This is a genomic window from Caulobacter sp. S45, from assembly GCF_009765965.1.
Lineage (GTDB): Bacteria > Pseudomonadota > Alphaproteobacteria > Caulobacterales > Caulobacteraceae > CAHJWH01.
This window is the reverse complement of record NZ_LMUL01000001.1, coordinates 24,354-41,744: the sequence shown is the minus strand read 5'-3', so window position 1 is coordinate 41,744 and position 17,391 is coordinate 24,354. Positions and strand designations below refer to the sequence as shown.

At 66.6% G+C, this 17,391-nt stretch carries 14 protein-coding genes; 8 read left to right on the top strand and 6 right to left on the bottom strand.

All coding sequences use genetic code 11. The annotated features are described in order from the left end of the window. Positions 1 to 1,047, top strand: a 1,047-nt coding sequence (locus GSQ87_RS00175; protein ID WP_158912549.1) for an MFS transporter, incomplete at its 5' end; no start/stop codon positions are given. A gap of 58 nt (positions 1,048 to 1,105) precedes the next feature. Here the strand turns inward: GSQ87_RS00175 and GSQ87_RS00170 are convergent. The 4 genes from GSQ87_RS00170 to GSQ87_RS00155 all read right to left on the bottom strand — a co-directional run bounded on the left by GSQ87_RS00170 (position 1,106) and on the right by GSQ87_RS00155 (position 5,293). Continuing rightward, complete coding sequence (locus tag GSQ87_RS00170) at positions 1,106 to 2,614, bottom strand: aminotransferase class V-fold PLP-dependent enzyme (protein ID WP_158912548.1); 1,509 nt, start codon at positions 2,612 to 2,614, stop codon at positions 1,106 to 1,108. Further along, positions 2,611 to 4,062, bottom strand: coding sequence for a tetratricopeptide repeat protein (locus GSQ87_RS00165; protein ID WP_158912547.1), 1,452 nt, complete (start codon positions 4,060 to 4,062; stop codon positions 2,611 to 2,613). The genes GSQ87_RS00170 and GSQ87_RS00165 overlap by 4 nt, the downstream gene beginning before the upstream one ends. 176 nt (positions 4,063 to 4,238) lie before the next feature. Then, positions 4,239 to 5,054, bottom strand: a complete 816-nt coding sequence (locus GSQ87_RS00160; protein ID WP_216838854.1) for an SPFH domain-containing protein — start codon at positions 5,052 to 5,054, stop codon at positions 4,239 to 4,241. 2 nt (positions 5,055 to 5,056) lie between these two features. Next, positions 5,057 to 5,293 (bottom strand): hypothetical protein, encoded by a 237-nt coding sequence (locus tag GSQ87_RS00155; RefSeq protein ID WP_158912546.1) that lies wholly within the window; start codon positions 5,291 to 5,293, stop codon positions 5,057 to 5,059. A 310-nt stretch (positions 5,294 to 5,603) separates the two neighbouring features. Between GSQ87_RS00155 and GSQ87_RS00150 the strand changes: the two genes are divergently transcribed. The 6 genes from GSQ87_RS00150 (at position 5,604) to GSQ87_RS00125 (ending at position 14,731) form a co-directional block, all read left to right on the top strand. Then, positions 5,604 to 7,271, top strand: a complete 1,668-nt coding sequence (locus GSQ87_RS00150) for a porin (protein ID WP_158912545.1) — start codon at positions 5,604 to 5,606, stop codon at positions 7,269 to 7,271. Between the two features lie 270 nt (positions 7,272 to 7,541). Next, complete coding sequence (locus GSQ87_RS00145; RefSeq protein ID WP_158912544.1) at positions 7,542 to 10,364, top strand: M14 metallopeptidase family protein; 2,823 nt, start codon at positions 7,542 to 7,544, stop codon at positions 10,362 to 10,364. Positions 10,365 to 10,481: 117 nt separating this feature from the next. Continuing rightward, the gene (locus GSQ87_RS00140; RefSeq protein WP_158912543.1) at positions 10,482 to 11,387 is read left to right on the top strand and encodes a phosphatase PAP2 family protein; all 906 of its coding nucleotides are present in this window, start codon (positions 10,482 to 10,484) and stop codon (positions 11,385 to 11,387) included. A gap of 63 nt (positions 11,388 to 11,450) precedes the next feature. Next, positions 11,451 to 12,869, top strand: coding sequence for a coniferyl aldehyde dehydrogenase (locus tag GSQ87_RS00135; RefSeq protein ID WP_158912542.1), 1,419 nt, complete (start codon positions 11,451 to 11,453; stop codon positions 12,867 to 12,869). Positions 12,870 to 12,885: 16 nt separating this feature from the next. Next, a complete protein-coding gene (locus GSQ87_RS00130) occupies positions 12,886 to 14,409 on the top strand; it encodes a M20/M25/M40 family metallo-hydrolase (protein WP_158912541.1) in 1,524 nt (507 codons plus the stop codon). Positions 14,410 to 14,491: 82 nt separating this feature from the next. Then, positions 14,492 to 14,731 (top strand): DUF2188 domain-containing protein, encoded by a 240-nt coding sequence (locus GSQ87_RS00125; protein ID WP_158912540.1) that lies wholly within the window; start codon positions 14,492 to 14,494, stop codon positions 14,729 to 14,731. Positions 14,732 to 14,762: 31 nt separating this feature from the next. On the opposite strand, the gene GSQ87_RS00120 is transcribed toward GSQ87_RS00125, so the two are convergent. After that, on the bottom strand, positions 14,763 to 15,503 hold the full coding sequence (locus GSQ87_RS00120; RefSeq protein WP_158912539.1) for a GntR family transcriptional regulator: 741 nt from the start codon (positions 15,501 to 15,503) through the stop codon (positions 14,763 to 14,765). Positions 15,504 to 15,845: 342 nt separating this feature from the next. Here GSQ87_RS00120 and GSQ87_RS00115 point away from each other — a divergent pair, with 342 nt between their 5' ends. Further along, the gene (locus GSQ87_RS00115; protein ID WP_254062680.1) at positions 15,846 to 16,589 is read left to right on the top strand and encodes a hypothetical protein; all 744 of its coding nucleotides are present in this window, start codon (positions 15,846 to 15,848) and stop codon (positions 16,587 to 16,589) included. A gap of 84 nt (positions 16,590 to 16,673) precedes the next feature. Here GSQ87_RS00115 and GSQ87_RS00110 read toward each other — a convergent pair whose 3' ends face one another. Then, positions 16,674 to 17,261: an OmpA family protein gene (locus GSQ87_RS00110; RefSeq protein ID WP_158912537.1), complete on the bottom strand. Its 588-nt coding sequence runs from the start codon at positions 17,259 to 17,261 to the stop codon at positions 16,674 to 16,676. Positions 17,262 to 17,391: the final 130 nt, after the last annotated feature.

The following is a 17,391-nucleotide window of genomic DNA, read 5'->3' as shown; positions in this document are numbered from 1 at the left end:
GAACTGCTGGTCCTGAGGTTTCTGGCGGGACTGGGTCTCGGCGGGGCCGCGCCCAGCTTCCTGGCCATGGGTGCGGAGTACGCCCCGCGCAGGCTGCGCTCGATCACGGTGGCGGCGCTCTATTCGGCCTTTCCGCTCGGCGCAGCGATCGGTGGCTTCGTCGGCGCCTACACCATCCCGCATTTCGGCTGGCGTTCGATGTTCGTGATCGGTGGCGTCGGACCGCTCTTGATCGCTGCGTTGATCGCGGTCTGGCTGCCGGAATCCTTACGCTTCCTGGTGGCCAAGGGCGTCCGCAAGGACACGATCAAGCGCATCCTGCTGAAGATCGCCCCGCGGACTGACTTCACCGACGCGGAAATCGTGGGTGGCGAGCTGGTGATCCCGCAGGCCAAATCTAGGCTCGCTTCCGTGTTCCAGGATGGCCGGGCCCCGACCACGCTGATCCTCTGGGTCCCCTTCTTCACCGGCTTCATGGTGATCCTGACGGTGACGACCTGGACGCCTTCCCTATTGAAGGCCGCTTCGGTGCCGATCTCCATGGGCGTGCTGATCCTGGCGGCGAACAATCTGGGTGGCGTCGTCGGCGCCGTCGTCGGCGGCCATCTGCTCAAGAAGTACGGACCCCATCTGGTGTTGGCCCCCGCCATGATCGTCGGCGGCATATCGCTGGCGGTGTTCGGCCAAGTCACCCACTCCATCCCCGCGCTGATGATCACCTCGATCGTCAACGGCCTGCTGGTGGGCGGATCGATCTCGATGCTGCTCTCCCTGGCGGCGGCGGTCTATCCCACGATGATCCGCTCGACGGGCATCGGCTGGGCCATGGGCGTGGGCCGCTTCGGCCAAATCCTCGGGCCGATCGCCCTCGGCCTGCTGGTCGCGCGGCACATCCCCATCTCCGGCCTGTTCATCGCCATGGGCATCCCTTGCGTGATCGGCGGCCTGGCGATCCTGGGGCTGATCCCGCTGCTGGGACGGCTGGACTTCGGCGCGGCGTCCGCTCCGACCATCGACCAGATCGCCACCGCGGCTCCCGAAATCTGAGCAAAGGCCAGTCGCTTCGCCCCGCCAAGGAACGGCGGGGCGAAGCAGGCGTCGAGGGTCAAGCCTGGACGCCCTCGACGCTCCCGATCTTCACCGAAGCGCTTGCGGACGCGTGGGCGTCCGCAAGCTGAGCACGCCGCCGGCCGAGAGCGAGGACGCCCTCCACCAGCGCATCTATATCGTGTCGTCGCGTACGATGATTGACGATGGCGGCGCGGATAGCGGTGCGCCCGTTGATCCGGGTCATCGAAGGCGCGACCTCGCCCGCCTCCTGCAGCTCGACCACGATCTGGGCGTTCAAGCGATCGGCGTCGGCCGCCCGATAGCCGAAACAGACGATGTTCAGGGCGGTCGGCGCTAGAAGTTCAAGCTCGGGCTCGGCTTCGATACGAGCCGAAAGCTCTTGGGCGAGCGCGCAGGTATGCGCCATCACGGCGCCGAGCGCCGCCGATCCGTAGGTCTTCAGGGTGAACCAGACCTTCAGGGCGCGGAAACCACGTGACAGGTCCGGACCGTAGTCGCATGGCCACCAGTCCCCCGCCGCGAGCCCGCGATCCGACCTCTGCAGGTAGGCCGTCCGGGCCGCGAACGTGGCGCGATGGGCCTCGCCGTCGCGCACCAGGAGGAAGCCAGCGTCGTAGGGGACCTGACCCCATTTATGGAAATCGAACGCAAGGGAATCGCATCGCTCGATCCCAGCCATCCTTGGGGCGAGCTCAGGCGACAGCACGGCCAGCGCGGCGATGGCGCCGTCGACATGGAAGGCGAGGTCTTCGGCCTGGGCGATATCCGCGATCCCAGCCAAATCGTCGATCGCCCCCGCATCCACCGTTCCCGCGGCCCCGACCACCATGAACGGCCGCAGGCCGGCGCGCCTGTCGGCGGCGATCGCGGCGCGGAGCGCGTCCAGATCCATCCTCTGGTCTGCATCGACCGGGATGCGGCGGAGATTGCGCGAACCGTGCCCCGCCATCTCCATGGCCGCGTCGAGACAGCCGTGGCCGGCGGCCGACGTATAGGCCGTCAGACGCTGATCCCCAGCCTGCAACCCGTCCTGGCGCACGCCCTTTCCGAGCGCACGGGTGCGCGCGATCAGCACGGCGAGGAAATTGGCCTGCGAGGTCCCGGTGAGGAAGAGGCCGGTCGCGGTGTCCGGGAAGCCGAACATCTGACGCACCCAGCCCAGCACCTCCTGCTCGACGGCGATCGGCATGTGGTCGCGTCCGCCCAGATTGGCGTTGAGCGCGCCCGCGAGCATCTCCGCCAGCATCCCGACCGATGAGCCGCCGCCCTGGACCCAACCCATGAAGCCGGGATGCAGGTTCCCGCCTCCATAGGGCAGCACATCGTCCAGGAACTCCTCGTGCACCCGCGCCAACGGGGTCGGCTGGACGGGCGGCGCCGTGTATCGCCGCTCACGCGCCTCGTCGGGCGGGCGTCGCCAGACCGGCCCGTCCGGGACGGCGGCCAGGAAGTCGAACATGTCGTCCAGCATCCTATGGCCTTGGGCGCGCAGTTCGCTCCAGTCCTGCGGGTCGAGGCTGGTGGACGCGGGTCCATCCGTCATCGCGGCGCACATTTGGCGACGAACATGGCCTGGGCGGCGGCCATGGCGCGGGCGATGGCGGGGCGGCGATAGTCCCATTGCGGCGAGGGGCCGGGCGGGATCATGTTCATGATGGCGTTGGCCTCGAACAGCAGCACCCCGCCATCGGCGTCCAGAGCGAAGTCCGCCCCGGCGTAATCCAGCCCCAGCGCGGCCTGTATCGCCTGCAGCGCCGCCATCGCGCGAGGTCCGAGCGCGTTGGGCATGTGGTCCAGGAAGCGCGCCTCTTCGGCCTGGAAGTCCGCCGCGCCGTCCATCGCGCCGTTGAAGTAGTGCACCTTCCAGTCCCGAGAGATGGCGAGGTGCAGCGGATAGAGCCGATCCCCGATCATCATCACCCGATACTTGCGGGCGTGGCCGTCCGCTCCACAGGCGTCCAGATACTGGATGGCCATGAGCTGCTCGCCTGGCAGCACCGCCGCCGAAGCGTTCAGCACCTCGCGGGTCTCGACGCGGACGAAATGGCGTCCTGTGTGGAACCCTGGGCTACGCAGCAGCAGCGGATAATCGGCAAAGCCCTCCTGCGCGAGCCGATCGCCGGCGTCCGTATCTTCGAACAGGCTGCGCGGAAAGAGCCGGGTGCGCGGCGCCGTCACGCCCGGGAGGGAACCGAGGCGCAGCGCGTTGGCCATACGGCCGGTCGTAAGGACGCGCGTCGGATCGTTGATCACCGGGGCGCTCGAGCGGGCGACCAGGGCCTGGGCCGCCACCGCCGCTTCACCCGACAGGTCCGCGTCGCCGATGGCGTTGAAGATCAGGTCGTGCGGCGGCAGCGGCGTGGCGGGGTCGTGGAATTCCGCCGTCAGCTCGGTGACGGAGAAAACCTGGCGATCGATCAGCCGCCGCCAGGACACGTCGCCACCCGGCGCGGAAGAGAGCAGCAACAGCGAGATCGCCTTACCATCACCCAGACAAGGCAGCTGGCGCGGCGGAGCCTTGGAGAAGCCCAGCCGGTGGTGGCGCCTCATGGCGTCCATATCGCCGAGATCTTGAAAGAGACTGCTCAGCCGCTGGTGGGCGTGGATGTTGTCCGGATCGAGCTTCAACGCGATCTCGTAGTGCTCGCGCGCCGGTGCAAGCTCATCGGCGTACATCAAGGTGTTGGCGAGATTCACATGGGCGATAGGCTCATGCGGATGAAACCGAACCGCCTGGGCGAACACCGTACGCGCCGCCGTGCGGAAATCGGTTTCGTACAGCAGCGTGCCGAAGTTGATCAGGGTGGCGAAATGGGTGGGGTCTAAATTCAGCGCCTCCAGATATATCGCCTTCGCCTGCTCTTTCCGGCCGGCGGCCGACAGATCGTCTGCGCGCTGGCAAAGCAGGGCTGGATTTCTGTCGCCCTCGGAATTTTGGCGCTGCAGCCCTTGGAGCGCTCCGGGCGTCGAGATATTTCTTTGCGCCGCCATACGGAACGCCTGCTGACTCGACCCACCCGGCCTCGTCCTTACAGCCTGATTCTAGGGCTCGTATTGCAGCATTGTGGATGGCTAAACGACGCTGACGATCGCTACGCATGCCCGCTCGTCGCCCTACCCTTCCGACTGGGTGGGGCGACTCGCTGGTCCGCGGGTTTTCGGGCGGCTTATTTATTGAGCTCGATGAACGGCGTGGCGCCGGAGGTGACCTGCGGCAGGTGGCCGTCCCACTTCTCGATCGCACGGAGCCTCAGCACCTCGGGATTGGTGCGCAGGCTGTCGCCCTGGACCTGGATGGCCTTGGCCTCGCCTTCCGCCTGGGCGATCCGCTGTTGCGCCTCGGCCTGGACGGTCGCGACCTGGGCCTGGGCCGCCAGGGCGTGCTGTTCGTTGGCGATCCTGGCGTTGATCTGGGCGAGCACGCTATCGGGCATCCGCACGTTGCCGGCCCAGAACAGCCGCTCGACCCGCAACCCGAACGGGGCGAAATAGCGCTGGACGTCCTTCTGGACGTTGGAGAGCAATTCGGCCTTCCGCGGGCCGTAGATGTCGTCGATGTTCAGCTGGGCCGCGCGGGTGATCAGGGAATCGCGAATGGCGTTGCGGAGCGGTCCCGAAACGATCTGCTCGCTTGGAACCCGGTATTTCTGGAACAGGATCGAGGCTCGGGAAGCATCGACCGAATAGCTCACGCCGATGTCGGCGGCCAACGCCAGACCCGATTTGTCCTGGAAGTTGAACTCCTCGTTGTCGGCATTGCCTTCATGCGAGTTGGTCGAATAGGTGTAGGTGTTGGTAAACACCGGATATTCGTAGATCGTCGTTCCGAACGGCGTGAAGTAGGTTCCCACGCCGAGCGCCTGGTCGCTGACGCCGGCCCCGGACCCATACTGGTTGACCTTTATTCCGACATGCCCAGGCTTGACCTGGCCGCACCCCGCAAGGGCCACACAACATGCTCCCACCATAAGCAATCGCTTCATGGTCAGCCTCCGTTCGTTCGCAGCAGATATCGCCGAAGTCCGCCGATGAGCGCTGCGAGCCCCCAGACGAAAGCCACGACGGCGAGCAGGTAGAGCACCAGCGCAATCACCAGCAGGGTCGTATCGCGGGCGTTGACGAGACGAGGCGCAATGATCCCCGCGAGCAGGAACGCCAGGGCGGACGCCGCCAGGAACCTGACGATCGGCCGGATGGCCTGGGTTAGAGCGGCGCGGTTCATGCTGCCTTGTTCGAACTAAGCTGAGCTTTGAAGGCGCTTGTATCACGCCCTGAGGCCAGGTCAGCCTCGGATTGCGAGCGCCCGGGCTCGCCCTATCAGCGCATCGCCGCTTGGCGCCTATCGCCAGCCACGACGACGCCGGAAGGCGCCCCTCGACGACCGATACTACTCCCCCTCCACCGCATCTCCGCGCAGGCGGAGCGCAAGCGCACCGGCATGTGAGAGAATCTGACGAAGACCCGAATTCAACTGGGTGGGAAACCGGCGCTTTATCTTCCATTGCCCTCGGCGCAACTGTGTTGGGGGTAGGATGATCTCGCCCGTCGGGTCGTTGAAGCGGAGCCTGTTTGGCGCGGCTGCCGGGTTAGTGTGGCTGACCGCCGGCGCGAACCCCGCCATGGCCGAACAGGTCCCCACGAACAATCCGTCCGACAGTCAGAACCTTCGGGCCCAAATCCAGGCCTTGACCTCACTGGTGCAGTCGATCTCCCAACGCGACCAGCAGCGGATCGACACCCTCTCCGCGCAGGTGAACGCCTTGCAGGCGCAGCTATCCCAAACGGCCTCCGCACAGCGACAGGCCATGGCGGCTCCGGCGGACACGACGCCCGCCGAAGCCCAGAACGGTCTGCCCCGCGCGCTGCAGAACGCCACCTCACATACCATCGCCTCGGTGGCGCCTCAGCGCACCGAGGACGAAGGATTCGGTATTCCGCGGATCATCCAGAACTCCAGCCACCGCCTGACCATGCAGAGCGCCGACGGGCAGTATTCCATCGGTTTGACCGGCGACGTTCAGATCGACGCCGGCGGCTATCTCGGCTTCCACCCGGATTCCAAGGCCGTCGGGCCCCAGCAGCTTTCGGACGGCGTGAACGCGCGACGCGCCCGGATCGGGATCGCCGGGACGGCCGGCCCCTGGGGCTTCGGCCTGGTCTGGGACGCCGGAAACTCCTCGGACCAGACCGCCAAGGGTATCGAGACGGCGCAGATCGTCTATGGCGGCCTGCGTGGAGCCGCCTTCGAAATCGGCTACTCCAACACCTTCTTCACGCTCGACCAATCCACCAGTTCCAACGACACGGTGTTCCTGGAGCGCGCCTCGCCGTCCAACATCGCCACCAACTTCAACACCGGCGACGCCAGGTCCAACGCCGGCGTGCGCTTCTTCGGCGACCGTTACTGGCTCGGCGGATACCTGACGGGACCGGCTAGCGGCGACTCCCACACGCTCACGGGCGAGCGGTTCGGCTCTTTCCAGCGCGCCGCGTTCCAGGTGTTGAAGGGTCCCGACTACACCGTGCACCTGGGTTTCGGCGTCGACGAACTGATCGCGCCGCCCAATGCGGGCAACGGGACGCCCGAGACAGTGTCGCTGAGCGACCAGCCCGAACTGCGGATCGACCCCACCACCCTGCTGAGCACCGGCGCCATCGGCACGGCGGCCAACCCCGCGCGCGGCGGCTACGTGCTCGATCTCGAGACCGCGTCCACCTACAAGAGCCTGTTCTGGCAGGGTGAGTTCTACAAATACAAGGTCGAGCGCCGTGGCCTGCCCGATGCGGATTTCGGCGGCGCCTACGGACAGGTCAGTTGGGCCCTCACCGGCGAGAGCCACACCTACAATCCGCAGTCGGCTTCATACTTCCGGATCTACCCGAAGCATCCCTTCTCCCTGACCGAGGGCGGCTGGGGCGCCTGGGAGATCGCCGCGCGCGTCAGCTATGTCGATCTGAACAGCAATTTCCGAACCGGCGCCGCACTCGCGACCGATCCCGCCGCCGTCGATGGCGGACGCCAGACCGGCTATACGCTGGGGCTGAACTGGTATCCGAACGACCTGTTCCGACTGCTGCTGGACTACAACCACATCGACTACGACAAGGCGAACGGCGCCGCGGTCAAGGGCGCCGCGCTTGGCGTTCCGGTCGGCGCCGAATCGAACGCGGTGAGCTTGCGGACCCAGGTCGCCTTCTAGGGTTTATCGAGCTTTAGAACCCGGCGGCCGCCACGCCCCATCTCACCGCGTCGTACCGATGACATCTCGGAAGGTGAGCAGAGGCGGTCCCGAGCGCGAGGGAAAGGCAGAGTCGAACTGTTTCAGGCAAATCAGGCCAGGGCGACCGCCCCCGTTCGAAAGTGATGATCCCAGCGTTGCAGATCGCCAGCGCCGTGCTAAGGCGCAACCAGGCAAAAAAAATAGGGACGGCGGCCGCCCACCGGACGGCTGCGGGTAAAGGGGTGCTCCATGCGACGTTTACTGCTCGCCACGACGATGCTCGCCGCCATGTCGGCCATAAGTTCGGCGCCCGCTCGCGCGACCGATGCGCCGCCGACCAAGGCCGCCGTCACCGACCCCGCCAAGATGCTGCCCGCCAAACCCGGCAGCGACTACTTCCTGGCCAACTATACGCAGATCTCAGCGTGGCTGAAGCAGGTGGCGGGCGAGAGCGACCGGATGAAGCTCGTCAGCATCGGCAAGACCGCCGAGGGTCGCGAGCAGTATATGGCGATCATCTCCTCGCCCGAGAACATCTCGAAACTGGAGCACTACCGGCAGATTTCGCAGCAACTGGCGCTGGCCAAGGGGCTGAGCGACGAGCAAGCCCATGCCCTGGCCCAGGAAGGCAAGTCGATCGTCTGGATCGACGCCGGCCTGCACGCCTCCGAAGTGGTGAACGCCCAGACCCACATCCAGATCATCCACGAGATGCTCACCCGTAACGATCCGGAGACGCTGCGGCTGCTGGGCGACGACATCACCCTGTTCGCCTTCGCCAATCCCGACGGGCTGGAGTTGGTCGCCGACTGGTATATGCGCCCGACCGACATCAAGAAGCGCACCTACGAGAACCTACCGATCCTGTACCAGAAGTATATCGGCCACGACGACAACCGTGACAGCTACGCCTCGACCCAGCCCGAGACCACCAACGTCAACAACATCAACTATCGGGTCTGGTACCCGCAGATTCTCTATAATGAACACCAAACCGGACCGACCGGCGCGGTGGTGTTCATCCCGCCGTTCCGCGATCCCTACAACTACAACGACGAGCCGCTGGTCATCAACCAGACCGACGTCTTGGGCGAACTGATGCACGCCCGCCTGGTCGAACAGGGCAAGGGCGGCTCGATCATGCGGTCGGGAGCCCCCTACTCCACCTGGTTCAACGGCGGTTTCCGCACGGTTGGCTATTTCCACAACCAGATCGGCATCCTCACCGAGATCATCGGCAGTCCCACGCCGGAGAAGATACCCCTGGTGCTAAGCAACCAACTCGCCCGCGAGGACGAGGTGATGACCGTGGCGCCTCAGACCTGGTACTTCCAGCAATCCATCGACTATGTGAAGGAGATGGACCGAGCGGCGATGGACTTCGCCTCTCGTTACCGCGAGACGGTGCTCTACAACCGCTACATCATGGGCAGAAACGAGATCCAGAAGGGCTCCCAGGACAGCTGGGTGATCACGCCCAAGCGGATCGACGCGGCGAAGACCGCGGGCGCCAACCTGAAGAGCGACTATCACGGCCGCGATGCGAAGCTGACGGTGGCCTCCAGCCTCTACGACACCGTCCTGCACGACCCGTCCAAGCGGGCGCCGCGCGCCTACATCATCCCGGCCGACAGCCAGCCGGACATGCCGACCACCGTCAAGTTCCTCAACACCCTGATCAAGAACGGGGTGGAGGTGCAGCAGGCGCCGACGCCGTTCCAGTTCGCCGGCAAGAGCTATCCGGCGGGCTCCTACGTCGTGCGCGCCGACCAGGCCTTCCGCCCGCACGTGCTCGACATGTTCGAGCCCCAGGACCACCCGCAGGACTTCGCCTATCCCGGCGGGCCGCCGATCAAGCCCTACGACATCACCGGCTATACGCTGGCCCTGCAGATGAACGTGAAGTTCGACCGGATGCTGGACGGCGCGCCGCAGGCCTTCCCGGCCGTGCCGGACGTGATCGAGGCCCCGCCGCCCGGTCGCGTGATCGGCACGGGCTCGGCTGGCTATGTGGTCAGCCACGCCACCGACAACAGCTTCATCCTGACCAACCGCCTGCTCAAGGCCAAGCTGCCGGTCTACTGGCTGAAGGCGCCGACCATGGCCGGCGACCAGACCCTGGCGCCGGGCGCGCTGTGGATCCCGGCCTCCGCCAAGGCCAAGGCGATCGTGACGTCAAACGTCGCGCCGCTCGGCATCGACGCCTACGCGGTGGACGCCAGGCCGTCGGGCGACACCATCGCGGTCAAGCCCGTGCGCATCGGGCTGGTCGACATCTACGGCGGCTCGATGGCGTCGGGCTGGACCCGCTGGATCTTCGACCAGTTCGAGTTCCCCTTCACCCGCGTCTATCCGCCTGAGCTCGACCATGGCGATCTGAACAAGAAGTACGACGTGCTGATCCTGCAAAGCGACATCCTGGATCGCGAAGAAGGATCGGGCCGTCCGCTGCCCAACGCCGCCGACATCCCGGCCGAGTTCCATCCGATGCTCGGCAAGATATCCTCCGAGAAGACCTATCCGGCGCTGGCGAACTTCGCCAAGGCCGGCGGCACGGTCATCACCGTCGGCAACGCCTCCAACATCGGGGCCGCCCTGGGCCTGCCGGTCACCAACGTGCTGGTCACCAAGGGCGACGACGGCAAGGAGAAGCCGATCCCCACCACCAAGTTCTACGTCCCCGGCTCGATCCTGGCCGCCAAGGTCGATATCACCGATCCGCTGGCCTACGGCGTGCCGGAAAACGCCAACCTCTTCTACTACAACAGCCCGAGCTTCACGGTCGCCGACAACAGCCCCGGCGTGCGCAAGGTCAGTTGGTACTACAGCGACGATCCCCTGGTTTCCGGCTGGGCCTGGGGTCAGAAGCTGCTGAACGGGAAGGCCGGGATCATCGACGCCTCGCTGGGCAAGGGACACGTCTTCCTGCTCGGTCCGGAGGTGACCCAGCGCGGTCAGCCCTACGCCACGTTCAAATTCCTTTTCAACGGCCTGTTCTACGGGCCGAGCACCGCCGGACAGGCCAACGTGGCCCAAGCCGATCACCCCACCCACCTGGCGGCCGCCAACTGACGGTCCCCGCCAAAATATGAGGTTGACGACTCCAGGCGCGGTTCCGTTCCGCCGTCTGGAGTCGCTCCTCATACGGTGTGCTAAGAGTTTTCGCTAAGCTCGAACGAGATCATCCGCATGGTCGCCAACCAAGGATTGCTCTTCACCACTGTGCTGTCGGTCGCGCTGGCCGGCTCGAGCTTGGCGCTGGCTCAATCTCCCGGGCTCGCCCCGCCGGCTGCAAAGGCGACGATCGAACAAGCTTCCAAACCTGCCCCCGGATATCTCCAGTCGAGCGCGATACCCGACACCTTCGTCGTGCTTCCGCCACCTCCGACGCCCAACACCGGCGAGGACGCCGAGCGCGTGGACCACGACGCCTATATCGCCACCCGGAAACTCCAGGGCACGCCGCGCTGGGCCCTGGCGGCACGAGACGCGGTGCAGACCCCCGTCGCTGTCGCGGCCGACTTCGATTGCGCGCTGGGCGTGGACCTCGGCCCACAGACCGCACCGATCACGCTGAAACTGCTGGCCCGCGTGCGCGCCGACGCCAGCGCCATCACTAACTTCCCCAAGGACCGTTTCCAGCATCCCCGTCCCTTCGTCACCTACGGCGGCCCGATCTGCACCGAGGACGACCGCAAGGCCCTGGCCAAGAGCTGGTCCTATCCCAGCGGCCACACCACGATGAGCTGGGCCTACGGGCTGATCCTGGCCGAACTGGCACCCGGCCACGCCACCGAAATACTCGCCCGTGCGCGGGCCTATGGCGAGAGCCGGGTGGTCTGCGGCGTCCATACCGTCAGCGACGTAGAAGCCGGGCGGGTCAACGGCTCGGCGCTGGTGGCCGCGCTCCACGCCGATCCGCAATTCCGGGCCGATCTCGACGCCGCCCGTGGCGAGATGACCGCTCTGTTGAGCCAGGCTGGCGGCCCGCCAGCCGCGCGCCAGTGCACTGTCGAGCGGCAAGCCATGGAGCGCACGCCTTGGCTGGAACCCCGTAAGCCGGCCCCGGACGTCCCGTCGCCGCCAAAGACGTGAGCTTCCAGATCTGAAGCGCCGAGACACGGAGACGGGGGGTTTGATCCCCAATAGGATCGGTCCATGAAGGGCCCGCCACCGACGTCCGACACCGAAGCGCAGCGCGTCTTCGATCTTCAACACGCCGCTTCCCGGCATCAAGCCGCGCCGGACTTGGCCACGCGCCTGGATAGACTTGGACGGCTGGCCCACCTGATCACCGGCCATGAGGCGGCGCTGGCTCGCGCCATCTCCGCAGACTTCGGCGTGCGGTCACGCACTGAGACCCAGTTACTGGAGATCGTGCCGACCCTGAGCGCGATCCGCTACGCCCGGCGCAGACTGGCCGGCTGGATGAAGCCCGAGCGGCGGCGCGTGGACATCATGTTCCAGCCCGCCAAGGCCTGGGTGCGGCGCGAGCCCCTGGGCGTGGTGGGGATCATCTCGCCCTGGAACTATCCCCTGCTCCTCGCCCTGTCGCCGCTCGTGGACGCGCTCGCGGCCGGCAATCGCGCGATGCTGAAGCCGTCGGAGCTGACGCCGAACTTCTCCAACCTCCTATCCAGCCTCATCGCCGGGACCTTCGCGGAGACGGAGGTCGCGGTCGTCGTCGGCGGGATCGACACGGCGCAGGCCTTCTCCAGCCTGCCCTTTGACCACCTAGTGTTCACGGGCTCGACGGCGGTGGGGCGCAAGGTGATGCAGGCGGCGGCGGTCAACCTCACCCCGGTGACTCTGGAACTCGGCGGCAAGTCGCCGGCCGTGATCTGCCCCGACTACCCCCTCGAAAAGGCGGCGCGCAGCATCGCCTTCGGCAAGTTCGTCAACGCCGGCCAGACCTGTATCGCACCCGACTACGTGCTCGTGCCGAAGGCCAGTGCGCACGCCTTCGCACAGGCGGTGATGACGCAGGCGCGGCGCGACTATCCCAGGATCGCGGACAACGCCGACTACACGTCGATGATCACCCAACGCCATTACGACCGGCTTGCGCAGGCGATCGAAGCCGCACGGGCGAGCGGGGCGACGGTCCTGACCCACGAGGACGCGGGCGTAGCCGCCGCGCGCAAGATCGGCCCGACGGTCGTCTTGGATCTTCCCGCGACGAGCATCCTGCTTACCGAGGAGATATTCGGCCCGGTCCTGCCTATCGTCGCCTATGACAGCCTGAAGGACGCGCTTGATTTCATCAACGCGCGCGACCGTCCGCTTGCACTCTACGCCTTCACCCACAACGAACAGCAGCATCGCCGCCTGCTCGATGGCGCGACCTCAGGCGGCGTCACCTTGAACGGCACGCTCCTGCACATCGCCCAGGAGAGCCTGCCGTTCGGTGGCGTGGGCCCGAGCGGGATCGGCGCCTATCACGGCTACGAAGGCTTCTGTCGGTTCAGCCATGCGCGCGGCGTGCACCAGATCGGGGCTTTCAACGCGTTCGAGCGGATCGGGCCGCCCTGGGGCTTGCTCGCCTCGGTGCTGGCGCGCCTTCTCAGCCGTCGATGAGGACAAAAGCTTCAGCATGAGAACGATCGGCTTCGCCGCCCTTTTCGCCCTGCTGGCCGTTCACGCGGTCTCGGCGGCGCCGCTGAACCGCGATGTCCGGCAGTGGCGGATGCAGCACGAAGCCGAAATCGTCGGCCAGCTCGACGATCTCACCCGGATTGCGAGCATCGCCGCCGAGCCTGCGAAACTGGACGTCGCGGCGACCGCCCTGGAGGGGCTTTTACGGGCGCGGGGCTTCGACACCCACCTGCTCTCCGCCAGTGCGGGGGCGCCCAAGGTGGTGTTCGGTCGCTACGACACCCCCGGCGCGCGGCGCACCGTGGTCTTCTACGCCCATTACGATGGTCAGCCGGTGACGCGAAGCCAGTGGGTGTCCGACCCCTTCATTCCGGTGATGCGGACGGGCCCGCTCGCGTCCAAGCCGAGCGACGTGGATTGGCGTCATGCCAAGCCCCCGTTCGATCCGGAGTGGCGGCTGTATGGCCGCGCCGTCGCGGACGACAAGGCCTCCATCGTCGCCTTCCTGGCCGGCTTCGACGCGCTCAAGGCCTCCGGCCACCGGCCGAGCGTCAATCTGCGCGTGCTCTGGGAGGGCGAGGAGGAAGCGGGCTCGCCTCATCTGGCCGAAGTGCTCAGGGCGAACGCCGCCCTGCTCAAGGCGGACCTCTGGCTGATCGGCGACGGGCCCGTCCACCAGTCGCGCCGTAGCACCCTCTACTTCGGCGCGCGCGGCAGCATGGGGCTCGAAGCCACAGTCTACGGTCCGGTGAGGGCCTTGCACGACGGCCACTACGGCAACTGGGTCCCCAACCCCGCGGTCATGGCCGCCGAGTTGATCACCGCCATGCGCGACGACGAGGGCCATATCCTCGTGCCGGGGTTCTCGGACGAGGTCAGGCCGCTCAGCCGATCGGAAACGGCCGCGCTCGCCGCCCTGCCGCCGGTGGAGGAGCCCCTGAAGCGGGAGTTCGGGATCGGCCGCACCGAGGGCGGGGAAGGATTGACCGCCAGCACGCTACGCCCAGCCATCAATGTCAGGGGGATACGCTCCGGCGGGATCGGGGCCGAGGCCAACAACGCCATCCCGACGGAAGCCTCGGTCTCATTCGACTTCCGGCTGGTTCCGAACCAGACCCCTGACGGCGTCCGGAGCAGCGTCGAAACCTTTCTGGCGGCCAGGGGCTGGACCGTCTGCGACCGGACGCCCGATCTGGCCATGAGGTTGGCGCATCCCCGACTGATCAAGTTGACGTGGGACATGGGCTATCCGGGGTTCCGGGCCGACCTGGACGCCCCAGTCTCCAAGGCGGTCATCGCGGCGGCTGGACGCACGGCTGGGCGCCCTGTCGTCGTGCTGCCGATGATGGGCGGCAGTGTCCCGATCTATGTGTTCGACGCCATGCTGAAGACGGCGCTGATCGGATTGCCGGTGGTCAACCACGACAACAGCCAGCACGCGCCCAACGAGAACATGCGCCTGCAGAACCTCTGGGACGGCGTGGAAACCTACGCAGGGCTGATGGGCGATCTGAACTGGTAGCCGCCGGAACACGCCGCGAGCCGCTTACGCCTTGCCTCCCGCCGGCCCGAGGCCGATGCTGAGGCGCAGCGGAGAAACCTTCATGGCCAAGGTCGTCTATCATATCGTCCAACACGATGGAGGCTGGGCCTACCAGGCGGACGGCGTGTTTTCCGAAACCTATCGCTCGCATGACCTCGCGCGCGGGGCGGCGGAACGCGCTGCTCGGGAGCAAAGGCTTTCCGGTGAGGAAGCCGCCATCTCGTTCGAAGACGCAGACGGCCGCTGGCACGAGGAACTCGTCCAAGGCGTCGATCGGCCGGACACCGAAGTTCAGGGTTAGCCGGCGGAAGACACCGGCTCCCTTAGAGGCCTCAGGCGGTCGCCGTCATCCCGGCAGCCCCTTCCCCACCCTGGCCGACGATGAGGCGCCCATCGTCCGGTTCGGGGGTCGCCATCGACAAGGCCCATCGCGCGACGCTGTCGATATGATCGGCGACCGCCTGTTTCGCCGCCTCGCGGTCGCGTCGGCTGATCGCCGAGACGATCCGGCCGATCTCCTCGATGCTGAGCGCGTTGCGTTCGCGGCGACCGAGCGCGCGGCTACGCAGGCCCGATACGCGCAGGCAAAGCCGCTCGATCATGTCTTGGGCCATGGCGTTGTCGGCGCCGGCGCAGAGTTCCGCGTAGAAACCGCGCTTGGCCAATAGGATCGCCTTCACATCCCCCAAGCGATAGGCCTGCATCAGCCGTTTGGTGGCGCTCTCCAGCAGGGCCAGCGCATCCTCGCTCGCCCGCTCGATGAACTGGTCGACGATCAGGGCCTGGATCACGGCCCGCAGGCTGTAGGCGGCGCGCGCCTCGGCCAGCGTCACCTCCGCGACGACCAGGCCGTCGCGTCCCCGCTGGGTGATCACGCCCTCCGCGACCAGTTCGCGGATCGCCTCGCGAAAGGAGGTGCGGCTGATCGACAGCTGCTCGCACAGGTCCCGCTCTCCCAATCGGGCGCCTGCCGCCAACTCGCCGGTTTCGATGGCGCTGCGCAGGGCGCTGATGATCTTTTCACGAAGCGGCGCCGTCGACTGCATCAGCCGCGGTAGCGACTCGACTGTCACCCCATACCTCCAGGCATTCCCGAGGCGAACGCCTTCGAGATCGGAGATGGTATCAGCCGTCCGATCCAGCCCCAATCAAAATGAACTCGGACTGCACAGCGGCGACTGCCACTCCCTCCTGAGGACCATGTGGGCCAGCGTCTGCGGAACGGAGCGGGCCAGGCCGGCTCGCTCATGTCCCAGACCGCTCGACCAATATGGCCATGCTCCTGACTCGAGCATGTGATCTAGGCGATCTGCTGTGGCCTCAGATCAGCTTTTGGGATTCCGGTGAACAGACGCCAACAACCAGGAAAAGTAGAACACCCCACCCCACGCCAGCGGTCTGCCAAGCGTGGCCGTTTGTTCGCCGCCGTCCTCAGCGCCGCCTTCCACCTGTTGATCCTTCTCGCGCTATTCTCGGTTCAGGCGCAGCCGCCGAAGGCGCTCTCTTCTGCGCCCATGACGGTGGCGTTGGTCGACGCACCCCGCCTGGCGCCGGCGGCGAAACCGCTCGCCAAAGCACAGCCGGCTGCAGCAAAGCGATCGGCCGCCAAGCCCGCCGCTACGAAGCCTGTCGTGCGGCGGAGCATCTTCAGGCCGACGCCCGCGCGTCCCGAGGTCGATCTCCCGGCCGCGAACCAGGCCGTCGCGGAGGAAGGGGCGTCCGAGCTGAGCGACGCTGAACTGGCCGGTGCAGCGACGGCCGGCTCCGGCCAGGGCGGCTCCGGCGGAGGCGGCCGCGCCTGCGACATGGTCAGATTGCTGCAGGATGCGCTGCGGAAGGACGCCCTGGTCCAGGCCGCCGTGGCGCCCGCCAATCGGACGCCGGGGGCGGCCGGCAAGGCCATCATGGTCTGGAACGGCGATTGGGTCGCAACCCTCGGCCAGGAGGGGAAAGGGCTCGCCGCCGTCCGCGAAGCGATCATGTGGGAGGTCGCCTTCGCCCCGGCGGCCTGCCGCAACGAGCCGGTGCGAGGCCTGGTCCTGATCTCCCTGGCCGACGCCCCAGGAACCCCGCGCCTTGTGGTCGGGTCTCGCGAATGGCGTTGGGCCGACCTGTTGACGCCGCGCTCGTCGGTCCCGGACACCATGTCGAGGCGATAGGCCTCTACCGCGCAGCCGGAGGCGCATCATTGGCGCTGATCGCGCGTGAAAGATAAAGGGGGCCGCGACCTGCGGCCCCATAGATCAAGCCAGTACGATCACGACCACGCGTCGGTTCTGGGCCCGACCCGCCCGCGTGGAGTTGGGCGCGACCGGCGCCGTCTCTCCGTAGGAGATGGTCGACATCCGGTTCAGGGCCACGCCCTGCTGGTTCATGAACAGGCGCACGGCCTCGGCGCGATCCTCGCCCAGCTTATGGTTATATTCTGCCGATCCGGTCGAATCGGTATGGCCCTGGATTTCGACGTAGACGTTGCGGTTGTCGGTCTTCAGCTTCTGCACGAAATCCATCAACCGGGCCTGGGCCTCGGGCGAGAGCTTGGCGCGATCGACCGGGAATTTCACCGAGTCGTCCGACAGCACCATCGAGTAGAGGAACTTGCCCTCGGCCAGCTTGCCAGCAGCCTTGGCCCGCTCCAGCGCCTCGCTCGAAGTGCGGTCGAGATCGCCCAAATGGGTGTCGTCCTGGTCGAGCCGCGCCTGATGGGCGTTGACCTTCTGGTCGACGACGCCGACCTGATCGCGCACGTACCCCTTGGTGGCGCAGCCGCTCATGCCGACGGCGCCGACCATGACTGCGCCCACGATCCAGGCGCTGGAATAGACCTTCATTTAGACCTCTTGACCTTGTTTTCCCGAGCGGAAGGGACGAGGCCGCCGACAGTACGGCAGCCCCCCAAGGACTTCCGCACGTTAACAGTGGTCGATTCAAAAAGGCCATTTCGTGACCTTCCAGACGGTT

Excerpts from the sequence above, each read along its gene's own strand:
- GSQ87_RS00170 (WP_158912548.1), bottom strand. The coding sequence starts at position 2,614 with ATGACGGATGGACCCGCGTCCACCAGCCTCGACCCGCAGGACTGGAGC.
- GSQ87_RS00165 (WP_158912547.1), bottom strand. The coding sequence starts at position 4,062 with ATGGCGGCGCAAAGAAATATCTCGACGCCCGGAGCGCTCCAAGGGCTG.
- GSQ87_RS00160 (WP_216838854.1), bottom strand. The coding sequence starts at position 5,054 with ATGAAGCGATTGCTTATGGTGGGAGCATGTTGTGTGGCCCTTGCGGGG.
- GSQ87_RS00155 (WP_158912546.1), bottom strand. The coding sequence starts at position 5,293 with ATGAACCGCGCCGCTCTAACCCAGGCCATCCGGCCGATCGTCAGGTTC.
- GSQ87_RS00150 (WP_158912545.1), top strand. The coding sequence starts at position 5,604 with ATGATCTCGCCCGTCGGGTCGTTGAAGCGGAGCCTGTTTGGCGCGGCT.
- GSQ87_RS00145 (WP_158912544.1), top strand. The coding sequence starts at position 7,542 with ATGCGACGTTTACTGCTCGCCACGACGATGCTCGCCGCCATGTCGGCC.
- GSQ87_RS00140 (WP_158912543.1), top strand. The coding sequence starts at position 10,482 with ATGGTCGCCAACCAAGGATTGCTCTTCACCACTGTGCTGTCGGTCGCG.
- GSQ87_RS00135 (WP_158912542.1), top strand. The coding sequence starts at position 11,451 with ATGAAGGGCCCGCCACCGACGTCCGACACCGAAGCGCAGCGCGTCTTC.
- GSQ87_RS00130 (WP_158912541.1), top strand. The coding sequence starts at position 12,886 with ATGAGAACGATCGGCTTCGCCGCCCTTTTCGCCCTGCTGGCCGTTCAC.
- GSQ87_RS00125 (WP_158912540.1), top strand. The coding sequence starts at position 14,492 with ATGGCCAAGGTCGTCTATCATATCGTCCAACACGATGGAGGCTGGGCC.
- GSQ87_RS00110 (WP_158912537.1), bottom strand. The coding sequence starts at position 17,261 with ATGAAGGTCTATTCCAGCGCCTGGATCGTGGGCGCAGTCATGGTCGGC.